Here is a 12968-nt window from a genome sequence, read left to right on the forward strand (position 1 = left end):
TGGTTAAGGCGAGTGTACCAAGCCGGGGGTGAGGTGCAAGGGCAGGCGAAAAACAGGGCGACGATTGCCGCCGGAAGCCCCGGAGCCCGGCATCGGGAAGGCCGCCGAACGCGCGCATGACGCCGGATGCGAAATTTTCCCCGACAGAGGGTTCACAGCCGCCCCTCACATGAGTATATGGAGGCCGTCACGCCGCGGCGACGCTCGGCTGACCGTTGGGGAATAGGTTAACGGTAGACCCACGGACTCTGACTCCGTTAGTCCTGGTTCGAATCCAGGTTCCCCAGCCACCCTTTTCAGTCCATTGAAGTCGCTATTGTTTTCCGCCGCTGAGAATCCTCTCGGTGCCATCTGCGTGCCTTGGGCCCAAACCTGTAGCCCAGAGGTGATGCCCATGCGGCCGATCCTGGGCCCCAAGCTCAAGGGATCCGGGCAGTGGCTCGACGGCATGACATCAGCAATCTCGAACGACGCGGCCGCTTACCTTCGATGCGGAATGTCCCGCGCGCGCGCCTTGCTCTTGCGCGACGGCATTTCGGAGCGGCGCGTCATGATGCTCCATCGCGGCTGAGCCAGCGGTAGGCTCGGGGCAGTACGGCGACGGCGAAGAAGATGCGGTAGATGTGGTGCAGCGTGACGAAGGGCACGCTGAGATGCAGCGACAGGGCGATGAGGCTCATCTCGGCGAGGCCGCCCGGCGCGAAGGCGAGAATCAGCGTTTGAACGTCGCGGTCGGGATAAGCGTGGATGGCGACGGCGACCGCGAAGGCCATGGCGAAGACCAGTGCGAAGGCGCCGAGCGCCAGGCCGATCGCCCGCGCAATCTCGCCGCGCCCGATGCCGACGAAGCCGACACCGAGCGACGTGCCGACCATGAGCTGCGTCAGCGCAATCAGGATCTGCGGCAGCTGGCCGTCCGACCAGCCGGCGAGATGGACTATGGCGCTGGCGGCGATCGCGCCAGATATGTCGGGGGCCGGGAATCTCAGCCTGCGTCCGATCAGCGTTCCCGCCATGCCGGCGACAATCAGGATCAGGAGTTCGACGGGCGCAATGCTGCCGCGCGTCCCCATCGCCGTGCCGGAGGCACTGCCGACCGCATGGCCGCTTGCCCACCAGAACAGCAGCGGCACCAGCAGCACGATCAGCGACATGCGCAGGAAATGCTGCACCAGGATGATGCGCTGGTTGCCGCCGGCTTCCGCACCCATCAGCGTCGCCTCGACGAAGCCGCCGGGGAAGGAGGCGAAGAAGGCCGTCGGCAGATCGTAGCCGCCGATGTGCCGGAACATCGCGAAAACCAGCGCGTGCGCCACCACCAGGAAAACCGACAGTACCAGCAGGCTCGGCCACCATTCCGGCACCTGGGCGAGGATCTCCATGGTGAAGGCGCTGCCGATCATCACGCCGAGGACGGGCAGGAAAATGTCGCGGCTGGCGCGGGGCCAGTGGGGCGGCGCGCCGAACAGCTCGATGCGCATCAGCGCGACGATGCAGAGCGCGAGCTGCGCGCCGATCAGCCACGGCAGCGGCAGCCCGGCAAGGCTCGCCAGCCAGCCGCCGAATGCGGCGATGGCGAGCGTTGCGAGCGCCGTCTTCACGCCGCCCTTCGGGGCGTCCGGCTTCAGGTCGGATCCCGCCGGCACCGAGCCGTCCGGAGCTTCGACACTGTCAGTCGAGCGCAATGTGGATGTTCTTCTCGCGGGTGAAATCGAGCATTTCGCCGATGCATTCCTCGCGCCCGATGCCCGACTGCTTCACGCCGCCGAAGGGCGCCCCGAGGAAATGCGGACCGGCCTTGTTGACCCAGACGAAGCCGGCTTCGGCCTGCCGTGCCAGACGATGCGCCCGGGCGAGATCCTTCGTGAAGATCGCGCAGCTCAGGCCGAACTCGACGGCGTTGACCGCCTCCATCATCGCCGCCTCGTCGCGCCATTTGAGGACGGAGAGGACCGGGCCGAAGATCTCCTCGCGGGCGATGGTCATGTCGGGCGTGACATCGGCGAAGACGGTGGGCTCGACGAAGAAGCCGCTCCGAAGGCCCGGCACGTCCGGTACCTTGCCGCCGCAGACGAGGCGTGCGCCTTCGCGTCTGGCGGTCTCGATATAGCGCAGCGTCTTTTCCTGCGCCGCCTTCGAGGCGAGGGCGCCCATATTGGTGGCGGGATCGGTCGGGTCGCCGGGCGCGAAGTCGGCGCACAATTCCGCGACGCGGGAGAGCACGGCGTCGTGGATGTCCTCGTGCAGGAAGGCACGGCTGGTTGAGCCGCAGGACTGGCCGCACCAGGCGAAGTTCATGCCGGCGACGACGCCGCGCGCGGTGCGCTCGACATCGGCGTCGGGGCATCCGATCAGCGCGTTCTTGCCGCCGAGTTCGAGCATCACGCCCTTCAGCGTGTCCGAGGCGGCGCGCATGACGGCGCGGCCCGTGGCGACGCTGCCGATCAGCCCGACCTTGGCGATCCTGCCGTGGCTCGCGAGCCGCTGGCCGGCCTCGACGCCGCCATGGACCATGTTGAACACACCCGGCGGCAGCACGCCTTCGATCAGCTCGACGAAGCGCAGGACGGAGAGCGGCGCGAGCTCGGCCGGCTTGATGACGACCGTGTTGCCTGCGGCCAGCGGCGCGGCCATCTTTGCCGCGCAGAACATCAGCGGGTGATTGTAGGCGACGATGCGACCGACCACGCCGACCGGTTCGCGCACGGTCAGGTTCAGGATTTCCGGCCCCATCGGGATCGTGTCGCCCTTCATCTCCGTGACGAGGCCGGCGAAGAAGTCGAGCTGCGATGTCGCGATATCGATGTCTCTCGCCATGGCGGTGACCGGATTGCCGCTGTCGGCCGCGTCGATGAGGGCAAGCTCGTCACGGTTCGCCCGCATGATGTCGGCGATCTTCCGCAGACACCGTGCGCGTTCGAGCGGGGCGGTGTCGCGCCAGGCCGGGAAGGCGGCGTGCGCGGCCTCGATCGCCGCGTCCATGTCGGCGGCTCCCCCATAGGCGACAGTGCAGAAACTCTCGCCTGTCGCGGGGTTGATCGTGTCGCGCGTCTCGCCCGACAGCGCCGGCATCCAGCGCCCGCCGTAATAGAGTTCGCGATGCTCCGGCAATGTCACGGTCCGTTTCGAAGGGGTCGTTGTGGCGGTCATGAGGTCGCTTCCTGGGGGGCGCCGGCCGCCTGAGGCCGCAGGGGCCGGCTCAGATTGGATCGCAGGATGCGCCAGACCGAGAAGATCGTGAGCGCCACGAAGAACACCACGATCGGCCGGGTGAAAAGGTCGAGCGGCTGGTCCTTGAACAGGATGACCGACTGGCGCACCGACTGCTCGAAGGTTTCGCCGAGGGCGAAGCCGATGATGAAGGTGGCGAAGGAGAAGTCGAATTTGCGCATCAGATAGCCGAAGACGGCGGCCACCATCATCACCGCGACCGCGAACATCGAGTTGCCGTTGGCATAGGCGCCGGCGATGCACAGCAGAACGACGACCGGATGGATGACGGATTTCGGCACGCTGACGATCAGCGCGAAGAGCCGCAGCCCGAGATTGCCGATGACGAAATTGATCCAGTTCGCCATGAACATGGCCGCGAAGATGCCGTAGACGAGGCGGCCATGCTCGCGGAAGATCAGCGGTCCCGGATCGACGCCGTGCATCAGGAAGGCGCCGATCAGGATCGCCGCCGAAAGACTGCCGGGAATGCCGAGGGCGAGCAGCGGGATCAGATTGGCGCCGACCACCGCGCTGTTGGCGGCTTCCGTCGCGGCGACGCCCTCGAGCTTGCCGGTGCCGAATTCCTCGGGGTTCCTGGAGGCGCGGCGCGCCGCACCGTAGCCGAGGAAGCCCGCCACGATCGCGCCGATGCCGGGCATGGCGCCGACGCCGGTGCCGATCACGGCAGAGCGGATGATGGTGCGCAGGCAACTGCGATATTCGGCCCAGCTGACGCGCTTGTCCTCCGGCGGGATGTCCTTGCCGAATACGTTGTAGGTGCCGACATTCTTCTCGCGGCCGAGGACGCGGGCTTCGACCTGGATGATGATCTCGGACAGGGCGAGGAGGCCGATCGTCAGCGGGATGATCGGCACGCCCTCGATCAGCTCGCCCATGCCGAAGGTCAGGCGCGGCTGGGCGGTCTCTATGTCGAGGCCGACGCAGGCGACGAAGGCGCCGAGGATCGCCGCGAGCAGGCCGCGGAGCATCGACTTGCCCGACAGGCCGGCGATGATCGTCAGCGAAAAGGCGAAGACGGCCGCCATTTCGGGCGGGCCCATGCGCAGCGCGACGAGAGCGAGCGGCGCGGCGACGGTGAACAGCACGAGGTCGGAGAAGATGTCGCCGGTCACCGACGAATAAAGCGCCATCTTCAGCGCCTTCATGCCCTTGCCCTTCTTGACGAGGGGGTAGCCGTCGAAGGCGGTCGAGGTGGATTCGGGCGAGCCCGGCGTATTGAGGAGGATCGCGGAGATCGAGCCGCCGAAGGTGCCGCCCTTGTTGATGCCGATCAGGAAGGCGACGGCGGCGAGCGGGTCCATGTAGTAGGTCAGCGGCACGGCGACGGCGATCGCCATCGGCCCGTTCAGGCCGGGAATGGCCCCCACCATGATGCCCATGAACACGCCGAAGGCGATGTAGGCGAAGTTCATCAGCGTGAAGGCGTCGCCAATGCCGGCGAGGATCGTGTCCATTGTCGTTCGCCTTCGAGATCAGCTGGGCAGATAGACGAGGAAAAGGTGCTTGAAGCCGTAGAAGATGACCGGCGGTGCGGCGAGCGTGACGAGGACGAGGCGCACCGGGTTGGACCGCAGGCTGCCCATCAGCACGCCGACGACGCCCAGAACGAAGATGCCGGCGATAACGAAGCCGAAATGCACCATCAGCTGCCATGTCGCGGCGAGGAAGACCGAGATGCCGGTGATGAACATCCAGTCCGCAAGCTTCATCGGTGCGGGGCCCTCGGTCTCGGGCCTGCCGCGCCAGGCGGTCCACGCCCTGTGGCCGACTAGGAGGACGGCGAACAGGACGAAGAGCCACATCAGGACGCGGGGGAAGAAGTCCGGCCCGAGGCCGTAGGCTGAACGGCCGCCGATCTCCGCCGGGATGACCACGTAGATCGCGATCAGCCCGGCGACGACCAGGAACACGCCGGCGAACATGTCGGCCTTGCGCACGGACTCCCCTCCCGTCTCTTCGTTCGTCAGGCCTGGCCGGTCACTCGGCCGGCTTCTCGCCGCCCTCGGCCATCATCTTGTCGACGAAGGGCTTCACCTCGTCGCGCTGCATGGTGAGATAGTCGTCGGTTTCCTGCGGCCCGCGATAGTCGGCCGACAGATACATCTTCTCGCGCAGTTCCTTGACGAGCTCCGGCGACAGCGCGGTCTTCACGGCATCGGCGAGCTTCTTCTCGACATCTTCCGGCAGGCCCTTGGGCGCCGACAGCATGAAGGTGTCGACGAAGGCATAGTCGATGCCGAGTTCCTTGGCGGTCGGGATGTCCTGGAAGTCGGCATTGCGCTCGTAGCCGAGCGAGAGGATCGGCTTCATCTCGCCGGCCTCGACCTGTGCGTGCCAGCCGGATGCGCCCCAGGTCATGTCGGTGTGGCCGCCGAGCACCTGCTGGATGCCGGCCGAGCCGCCCTTGACCGGGACCACCTCGATCTCGATGCCTTCCTTCTCCTCGATGGCGATGGCCATGAGGCGCGAGACGGAGACCTGGGACGACAGCGACAGCGCCTTGCCGTTGTCCTTGGCGTCCTTGACCAGATCCTCGTAGGTGTTCCAGGGCGCGTCCTTCTTCACGACGAGGGCGTCCTGCGGGATCGAGACGGTCGCGATATGGGCGAAGTCGTCGATCATGTCGTACTGGATGTCGGTGTTGAGCAGCGGGGCCAGCGCATAGGCGGCGCTTGCGCCCATGCCGATGGTGTAGCCGTCAGCCTTCTGATGCATCAGCGTGGTCGCCATGACGGTGCCGCCGCCGCCGGGCTTCTGCACCGCGATCACCGGGACGCCGAGCGCTGCCTCGAGGTTCTTCTGCAGGAGCCGGGCGGTCGTATCGACGGCGCCGCCGGGGTTGAAGCCGATATACATGGTGATCGGCTTGTCCGGGAATTCCGCGAATGCCGGGCTTGCCGCAGCGACGATGGTCGCCGTGAGCGCCGCGGCTGCAAGCCGCTTCGTGATGTGTCTGCCGTTCATGGTCACCTCCCCTGGATATTGTTGTCGATGCCGGTCTTCTGGTTCGCCGGCTTCTACGTTCGCTGCGTGCTCAAGGCCGGCAGCAATTTCTCTGTCTTCGGTGCCGGGCCCGGATCATTCGCCGAAGTCGCCGGCATAGCCAGGCTCGATGCGGGCATCGATGATGATGCGGCCGCCGGATGCGACCGTCTTCGCGCCGGCCTGCAGCGCGTCGTCGAGTGCGGCGCGCGTGCGGACGGGGCCAATGGTCTCGAAGCCCTGCGCGCGCGCCATCGCCAGGACGTCGATCTCAGGATCGGTCAGGCGCTGTCCGATCCAGCGGTTTTCCGCCGGCCGTTCGCGGCTGTTGGCGACGCGCTCCTGATGCAGTTCGTCGTTGAAGTATGAGGCGTTGTTGGCGACCACGATCAGCAGCGGCAGGCCGAAATGGCTCGCTGTCCACAGGGCGTTGATGCCCATCAGCGTGTCGCCGTCGCCCAGCACCGCGGTGACGATGCGGCCGGTGTCGCGCAGGGCGAGTGCCGCGCCGACCGCATGGCCCGGGCCGACGCCGACCGCCGCGCCGCCATCCTTGCCGAGATAGGAGAGGGGATGGGTGAAATGGCTGGCGGCGCGCGGCCAGCCGAGCGGCAGCCGGACGAAGGTGACATCGTTGTCGATCCCGTGCCGGCGGATCGCCATGGCGAAGTCGCCGAGCGCGATGCAGCCATCCCTGTCGCCGAGCGGCGCGGTGGGCAGGCGCGACGTCCAGTGCGGGCCGGAGAAATTCCAGTCCGTGGCGGGTGGCTGCGCCTCCTGCAGCATGTCGAGAAGGTCGGCGGCAAAGGCGTCCGGATGCGCCATCACCGAGATATCGACCGCGGCGAGCGCCTGGTGGTCCATGCTCCAGCCATTGGTCATCGTGGCATCGAGCGAGCAGCCGACGATGGTCGTTTCGATCGGCGCCTGGGTCTGGGCATTGTCGGTGCAACTGCGCAGATAGCCGGCGAGATCGAGCCAGTCGAAGCTGACGATCAGATCGGCTTCGGCGACAAGGGCGCGCTCGCGCGCCGAACGCTGCTCGCCGCACGGTGCGAGAAGATGCTGCCGGTGGTCGGTGGGGAAGCAGGACGGGTTGTGGATGCTCGTCATCACCGCCGCGCCGGTCGCTTCGGCCAGCGCGATGCGGGCGTCCCAGTCGGCCTGCGACCGGGACATGCGGCCGAACAGGAAGAGGGGCTTCTTCGCGCCGGCCAGTGCCGCGACGACCGAACGCAGCGTGGTGCGCGAAGCCGAGGGCAGGTCCGGCGGCGCGAAGCGGCCCGGCGCCGGCACCTGTACTTTGCGATCCAGCCGATCCTCCTGCATCGACACGTCGAGGCAGACATAGGTCGGCCCGAAGGGGGCCGTTGTGGCGATCTGGTGCGCGCGCAGCACCGCCTCCACGGCGGCCTCGGCGGAACCCGGCTGGTTGTCCCATTTGACGTAGGAGCGCACCAGGGCGCCCTGGTCGGCGGCGGTGTGGACCCAGTCGATCCACGGTCGACGCTTGTGGGCATCGACCGGGCCGGTCGCCCCGAGGATCACCATCGGCACACGGTCGCACCAAGCGTTGAAGACCGACATGGCCGCATGCATCAACCCGACATTGGCATGCAGCGCCACCGCCATCGGCCTGTCGGTTGCGCGGCCATAGCCGTCGGCGATCGCCACGGCATGCTCCTCGTGCAGGCAGAGCACGATCTGCGGGTCGCTGTTACCGAGATAGTTGACGATGGAATCCTGCAGGCCGCGGAAGCTCGAGCCCGGCACCATGGCGACGTAGGGCAGGCCGAGCGCCCGCACCGTCGCGGCGACGACGTCGCTGCCCCATTCGGCAGGGCGATCCTCGTGCCCCGCCGGCCGCTCGATGAGGTCGCTCGCGTGCCGGGTTGCAGGCGTGTGTCGGCCGGCGTCGTCCATGAAGTCCGCATTCCCCCCGAGAACCACGCGCTGTCGAAACGGGTTTCACAGGGCCCCGCGACGCTCGCTTGTCGTTGTCTTCTGTCGACACTGTGCGGCCGCAGCCGGCTCAGGGATAATGCCTTCTGCATTTGATCCATGCGAAACAGTTATAGCCAGATGTGCCGGCGATTTCGGTGATGCTACATCATCCTGAAAACAATGGCGGATCGGCATCATTCGGATGCACTTTCGGCTTGAGGGGAGGACCGGTTGGCGAAGCTGCGCAAGCTTCGGGTGGCGCTCGCGATCGCAGAGGGCGGGGCCATCGCCAATGCGGCGCGGCAGCTTGGGCTGTCGCAGCCGGCCGTTTCGCGCGCGCTCCAGTCGCTGGAAGCCGAGCTCGGCATCACGCTGTTTCATCGCTCGTCGCGCCGCCTGGCCGCCAGCGAGGCCGGTATCCTGCTCGTCAGACGCATCGGACGGGCGCAGGAGCAATTGCGGATCGCCGAACTCGAACTGCCGGCGATGTCCGGCGAGGCGGCCCGCTCCCGGCCGTCGCTGACCGTGCATGCCGCCGACCACGAGTTTGCTGCCCTGCTGGCGGTCGCCGCGCATGGCACCGTCAGCGCCGGCGCGCGCCAAGCCGGCCTGTCCCAGCCGGCTCTCAACCGATCACTCCGGGCGCTGGAGAACCGCGCCGGCCTGCCGCTCTTTCACCGCACCACCGCGGGCATGCGGCTGACCCCGCCCGGCGAGGCGCTGCTGCGCCGGGTGAAACTGTGCTTCTCCGAGATCCGACAGGGGCTGGAGGAAGTGGAGATCCTGAAAGGTGCGACCGGCGGGCAGATCCGCATCGGCGCGCTGCCGCTGACCCGCGTCCGCCTTGCGCCCGTCGCGGTCGAGCGCCTGCTGACGCGCTACCCGGAGGCCGAGATCGCGATCGTCGACGGCACCTATGGCTCGCTGCTGATGGCGCTGCGCCAGGGCGACATCGACGTGCTGGTCGGCACCATCCGGCGGCCGGCGCCGGTCGAAGGCATCGTGTCGGAGGAACTGTTCGAGGACGACGTCGTGATGGTCGTCGGTGCGCGCCACCCGCTTGCCGGACGCGGCAGGGTGGACCTTGCCGATTGTCTGGGTTTTCCGTGGGTGCTGCCCTTCAAGGGCGTGCCACTGCGCCTGCAGTTCGAGGCGGCGCTGCGCGCCTTCGGGCTGGATGCGCCCAAACGGGTGATCGAGACCGATTCCGTCGTTGCCGTGCGCACGCTGTTGATGAATGGCGAGCGAGTCGCGATCCTGTCGCGCCATCAGGTGCATCACGAGGTCGAGGCCGGCACGCTGACGATACTGCCGGTCAGGATCGAGTGCACGAACCGGCAGGTCGGCCTGACCATGCGGGCCGATTATGTGCCGACCCCGCTGGCCGCGGCGTTGCTCGACGAATTGCGCGGGGTCGCCGCCGAGATCAGCGAGGCGCGGCCCCATGATGCGGCCTGAGGTGTCACCCCCGAATGCGCGACGCCCAGTACTCCCAGGCGCGGGCGACAGGCGCGCCGCCATCGTGCTTGGCTGCAGCCTGCGCGATCTCGCCGGGCGTCAGATAGGACGGCTCGCCGAGCGCCAACGCCTTGGCGAGAAGCTCAGCATTGTCGCGCATGCAGATCGACACGAAGACCGCCTGGGCGATATCGCGCCCGACGCAGACGGCGCCGTGACGCTTGAGCAGCACGGCCGGCCGGTCGCCGAGCGCGGCCGCGAGGGAGGTGGCCATCGGCATGTCGGAGACCAGAAGGCTGGTGTCGCCGAACGCGTCCTGGCTGTCCCACACCGGCACCGTCTCGCCGGCGACGGCACCGAGATGGAAGACCGGCCTGAGCCTTGTCTCCACCAGCGCGAAGGGCAGCACCGCCGGCGCGTGATGGTGGACGACCGAGGCGACATCGGGCCGGGCCTTCAGGATCGCGCCGTGGATCACCCGCTCCAGATAGGGCTTGCCGTCGCCCTCCAGGACGTTGCCGTCCAGATCGAAACGCATGATATCGCCGGCCGCGACGAGGCCCGGGCTGCGCGAGCAGGAGAGGTAGAAGGCGTTCGCGTCGTCGGGGTCGCGCACGCTGACATGGCCGAACGCGTCCAGCACGCCCTCATGCGCCAGGATGCGGTTCGCCAGAACCAGCTCGTCGATCAGCACTGCCTTGTTCATCTGCCCGCGTCTCCGTCCCGTGGCGCGGCAGGGGAGCCGATGCGACGCGCGAACGCAAGCGACCGCACCTGCGCCATCCCCCAGCACAATCCGGAAACAACAGGAGGAACCCCCGCATGTCCAAGCTGAACCTGTCCGTCGCCGTCGGCGATTATGACCGCGCCCGACCCATCGTCGACGGCCGCGTCCAGATCGACGGCGTCGAGCCGACCTGCATGGTGCTGTCGCCCGAAGAGATCTTCTTCCGCGCCTTCCGCCATGCCGAATTCGACATCTGCGAATTGTCGCTGTCGAGCTTCACCGTGAAGACGGCGAATGACGACTGCCCCTATGTCGGCGTGCCGGCGTTCCTCTCCCGCGCCTTCCGCCACACTTCGCTCTATGTCCGCACCGACCGGATCAGGTCCCCCGCCGACCTCAAGGGCAAGCGCATCGGCGTCGCCGAATATCAGCTCACCGCCAATGTCTGGGTGCGCGCCATTCTGCAGGAACATGGCGTCGAGCCGGAGGACGTGACCTGGGTGCGCGGCGGGCTGGAGCAGCCGGGGCGGCCGGAAAAGATCGCGCTGAAGCTGCCGGATGCGATCCGCATCGAAACCGCGCCGGAGGACAAGTCGCTGTCGCAGCTGCTGCTCGACGGCGAGATCGAGGCGATCATCACGCCGCGCATGCCGTCATGCCACGGGGCCGAGAACAATGTCGGCTGGCTTTTTCCGGATCCCACCGCCGCGGCGATGGACTGGTACGAACGCACGCAGATCTTCCCGATCATGCACATTGTCGGGGTCCGCAAGGAACTTGCCGAGGCGCATCCCTGGCTGCCGGGCGCGGTGCTCAAGGCGATGACCGAGGCGAAGACGCTGGCGCTGGCGCAGCTCGCCGACACCTCGGCCACCAAGGTGACGTTGCCTTTCGTCGAGGAGCAACTGGCGCGGGCGCGTGACCTGATGGGCGAGGATTTCTGGTCCTACGGCATCGCTGCCAACCGCCCGACGCTCGATGCCTTCCTGCAGCAGCACCATGCGCAGGGCCTGTCGCGCCGCCGGCTGACGCCGGAAGAGCTGTTCCACCCCTCCACGCATGAGGCATTCCTGATCTGAGGGCCTGTGCTGCCCCCGGCCCCGATCGGCTAGCGCAGCAGGCGGTCTTCGACGGAGCGCAGATGGGTGCGCATGGCGTTCTGGGCAGCGTCGGGGCTGCGCTGGGCGATGGCGTCGACGACACGGTCGTGTTCGGCAAAGCTGCCGTGCTCGGCCGGCGGGCGTGGGCCCTCGCGCACCACGCGGCCCCAGGAGACCATGCGCCGCAGGGTGTTCAGCTGGTCGAACAGCGCCAGAAGCGTGGTCGAGCCACTGGCTTCGGCGATCTGGCGGTGAAACTCGTTGTCCAGCGCCTCGTATTCCCGCCATGTCGCGGCCTGCCGCGTGCGGTCCGTGGTCAGTTGCAGCCGGCCGATTGCCGAGGCCGAGGCGTGCAGCGCCGCGTCGCGGGCAATCGCCGGCTCCAACGCCGCCCTGGCGCGCATCACGTCGGCGGGGCTGACCTTGCGGGCCAGCTGGTCGAAGGGGCCGGCAGCGTCATCGGGCTCCTGATCGGTCAGGAAGGTGCCCTTGCCGACATGCCGCCACAGCCGGTTTTCCTGCTCCAGCACGCCCAGCGCCTGGCGCAGATCGCTGCGCTTCAGTCCGAGTTCGACACACAGGACGCGTTCGGGCGGCAGGCGCTGGCCCGGCTGCAGCCTGCGGTCGGCGATGAAGGCGCGCAATTGCGCCAGTGCCGACTGGCCCGACAATTGCGCATCCGGGGCATCCACACGCTGTGCCGGCGGGCTGGAATCGTCGAGCATGGCCAAAACGGTCTCTATTGGTTCGCTAAACGCGGATTGATTTCGATTGATTAGCCGGGTGGAATCTGGGATGCAAGGACATCGTTGCTTCAAGGAGAGCCGTCTTCATGCCGAACTACGCGATCAATACGCCCCCGGTCGTCACCCTTCCGATCGAAGGGTCGAACGCGGAGTTCCCCGTTCGCCGCGTCTATTGCATCGGCCGCAACTACGCCGCCCATGCCATCGAGATGGGGCATGATCCGGACCGGGAGCCGCCGTTCTTCTTCCAGAAGAACCCGAACAATCTGACGGTCGGCGACAGTTTCCCGTATCCGCCCAAGTCCGAGGACGTGCACCACGAGATCGAAATGGTCGTGGCACTGAAGTCTGGCGGCGTGAACATCCCGGTGGATGCGGCGCTCGATCACGTCTGGGGCTATGGCGTTGGCCTCGACATGACGCGGCGCGACCTGCAGGGCGAGGCCAAGAAGATGGGCCGCCCCTGGGAAATCGGCAAGGCGTTCGAGGCATCGGCCCCGGTCAGCGCCCTGCGCCCGGTGTCGGAGGTCGGGCATCCCGCGTCCGGCCTGGTCGAGCTCAAGGTGAATGGCGAAGCGAAGCAGACCGGCGATCTCAACCAGATGATCTGGAAGGTGCCCGAGATGATCTCCTACCTGTCGGACTATTTCGAGCTCGCCGCCGGCGACGTCATCATGACCGGCACGCCCTCGGGCGTCGGCGCCGTGGTCAAAGGCGACGTCATGGAATGCCATGTCGCCGGCGTTGGCGACCTGAAAGTCACCGTCGTCTGATCAT

Annotated in this window: 12 protein-coding genes and 1 tRNA gene; 5 read left to right on the top strand and 8 right to left on the bottom strand. The window is 67.3% G+C overall.

Features of this window, described 5'->3' with window-relative positions:
- Positions 1-216: 216 nt before the first annotated feature.
- A tRNA-Gln gene (locus ACEQX1_RS15050) sits at positions 217-290 on the top strand.
- Between the two features lie 104 nt (positions 291-394).
- Positions 395-571, top strand: a complete 177-nt coding sequence (locus ACEQX1_RS15055) for a hypothetical protein (RefSeq protein WP_370194356.1) — start codon at positions 395-397, stop codon at positions 569-571.
- Here the strand turns inward: ACEQX1_RS15055 and ACEQX1_RS15060 are convergent.
- The 6 genes from ACEQX1_RS15060 to ACEQX1_RS15085 all read right to left on the bottom strand — a co-directional run bounded on the left by ACEQX1_RS15060 (position 549) and on the right by ACEQX1_RS15085 (position 8139).
- Positions 549-1646: an AbrB family transcriptional regulator gene (locus ACEQX1_RS15060; RefSeq protein ID WP_372521582.1), complete on the bottom strand. Its 1098-nt coding sequence runs from the start codon at positions 1644-1646 to the stop codon at positions 549-551. The genes ACEQX1_RS15055 and ACEQX1_RS15060 overlap by 23 nt on opposite strands.
- A gap of 25 nt (positions 1647-1671) precedes the next feature.
- Positions 1672-3150: an aldehyde dehydrogenase family protein gene (locus ACEQX1_RS15065; protein ID WP_370194358.1), complete on the bottom strand. Its 1479-nt coding sequence runs from the start codon at positions 3148-3150 to the stop codon at positions 1672-1674.
- Positions 3147-4688, bottom strand: a complete 1542-nt coding sequence (locus tag ACEQX1_RS15070; protein ID WP_024349197.1) for a tripartite tricarboxylate transporter permease — start codon at positions 4686-4688, stop codon at positions 3147-3149. Before ACEQX1_RS15070 ends, ACEQX1_RS15065 begins: the two co-directional genes overlap by 4 nt.
- Before the next feature lie 18 nt (positions 4689-4706).
- Entirely contained in the window at positions 4707-5171 is a 465-nt protein-coding gene (locus tag ACEQX1_RS15075; RefSeq protein ID WP_370194359.1) for a tripartite tricarboxylate transporter TctB family protein, read from the bottom strand.
- A gap of 40 nt (positions 5172-5211) precedes the next feature.
- Entirely contained in the window at positions 5212-6198 is a 987-nt protein-coding gene (locus ACEQX1_RS15080) for a tripartite tricarboxylate transporter substrate binding protein (RefSeq protein ID WP_370194360.1), read from the bottom strand.
- Positions 6199-6312: 114 nt separating this feature from the next.
- A complete protein-coding gene (locus tag ACEQX1_RS15085) occupies positions 6313-8139 on the bottom strand; it encodes a thiamine pyrophosphate-binding protein (protein WP_370194361.1) in 1827 nt (608 codons plus the stop codon).
- A 252-nt stretch (positions 8140-8391) separates the two neighbouring features.
- Between ACEQX1_RS15085 and ACEQX1_RS15090 the strand changes: the two genes are divergently transcribed.
- Complete coding sequence (locus tag ACEQX1_RS15090; protein ID WP_370194362.1) at positions 8392-9618, top strand: LysR family transcriptional regulator; 1227 nt, start codon at positions 8392-8394, stop codon at positions 9616-9618.
- A gap of 4 nt (positions 9619-9622) precedes the next feature.
- Here ACEQX1_RS15090 and ACEQX1_RS15095 read toward each other — a convergent pair whose 3' ends face one another.
- A complete protein-coding gene (locus ACEQX1_RS15095) occupies positions 9623-10324 on the bottom strand; it encodes a class II aldolase/adducin family protein (RefSeq protein WP_370194363.1) in 702 nt (233 codons plus the stop codon).
- A 116-nt stretch (positions 10325-10440) separates the two neighbouring features.
- Here ACEQX1_RS15095 and ACEQX1_RS15100 point away from each other — a divergent pair, with 116 nt between their 5' ends.
- Positions 10441-11424, top strand: a complete 984-nt coding sequence (locus ACEQX1_RS15100; RefSeq protein ID WP_230785425.1) for an ABC transporter substrate-binding protein — start codon at positions 10441-10443, stop codon at positions 11422-11424.
- Positions 11425-11453: 29 nt separating this feature from the next.
- Here ACEQX1_RS15100 and ACEQX1_RS15105 read toward each other — a convergent pair whose 3' ends face one another.
- Positions 11454-12170, bottom strand: a complete 717-nt coding sequence (locus ACEQX1_RS15105) for a FadR/GntR family transcriptional regulator (RefSeq protein ID WP_277025052.1) — start codon at positions 12168-12170, stop codon at positions 11454-11456.
- Between the two features lie 107 nt (positions 12171-12277).
- On the opposite strand from ACEQX1_RS15105, the gene ACEQX1_RS15110 reads away from it, so the two are divergent.
- Positions 12278-12964 (top strand): fumarylacetoacetate hydrolase family protein, encoded by a 687-nt coding sequence (locus ACEQX1_RS15110; protein WP_370194067.1) that lies wholly within the window; start codon positions 12278-12280, stop codon positions 12962-12964.
- Positions 12965-12968: the final 4 nt, after the last annotated feature.

Origin of the sequence: Aurantimonas sp., assembly GCF_964217435.1 — a bacterium.
In the GTDB taxonomy this organism is placed as follows: Bacteria; Pseudomonadota; Alphaproteobacteria; order Rhizobiales; family Rhizobiaceae; genus Aurantimonas; species Aurantimonas coralicida.

Excerpts from the sequence above, each read along its gene's own strand:
- ACEQX1_RS15095 (WP_370194363.1), bottom strand. The coding sequence starts at position 10,324 with ATGAACAAGGCAGTGCTGATCGACGAGCTGGTTCTGGCGAACCGCATC.
- ACEQX1_RS15080 (WP_370194360.1), bottom strand. The coding sequence starts at position 6,198 with ATGAACGGCAGACACATCACGAAGCGGCTTGCAGCCGCGGCGCTCACG.
- ACEQX1_RS15070 (WP_024349197.1), bottom strand. The coding sequence starts at position 4,688 with ATGGACACGATCCTCGCCGGCATTGGCGACGCCTTCACGCTGATGAAC.
- ACEQX1_RS15055 (WP_370194356.1), top strand. The coding sequence starts at position 395 with ATGCGGCCGATCCTGGGCCCCAAGCTCAAGGGATCCGGGCAGTGGCTC.
- ACEQX1_RS15100 (WP_230785425.1), top strand. The coding sequence starts at position 10,441 with ATGTCCAAGCTGAACCTGTCCGTCGCCGTCGGCGATTATGACCGCGCC.
- ACEQX1_RS15105 (WP_277025052.1), bottom strand. The coding sequence starts at position 12,170 with ATGCTCGACGATTCCAGCCCGCCGGCACAGCGTGTGGATGCCCCGGAT.
- ACEQX1_RS15085 (WP_370194361.1), bottom strand. The coding sequence starts at position 8,139 with ATGGACGACGCCGGCCGACACACGCCTGCAACCCGGCACGCGAGCGAC.
- ACEQX1_RS15065 (WP_370194358.1), bottom strand. The coding sequence starts at position 3,150 with ATGACCGCCACAACGACCCCTTCGAAACGGACCGTGACATTGCCGGAG.
- ACEQX1_RS15110 (WP_370194067.1), top strand. The coding sequence starts at position 12,278 with ATGCCGAACTACGCGATCAATACGCCCCCGGTCGTCACCCTTCCGATC.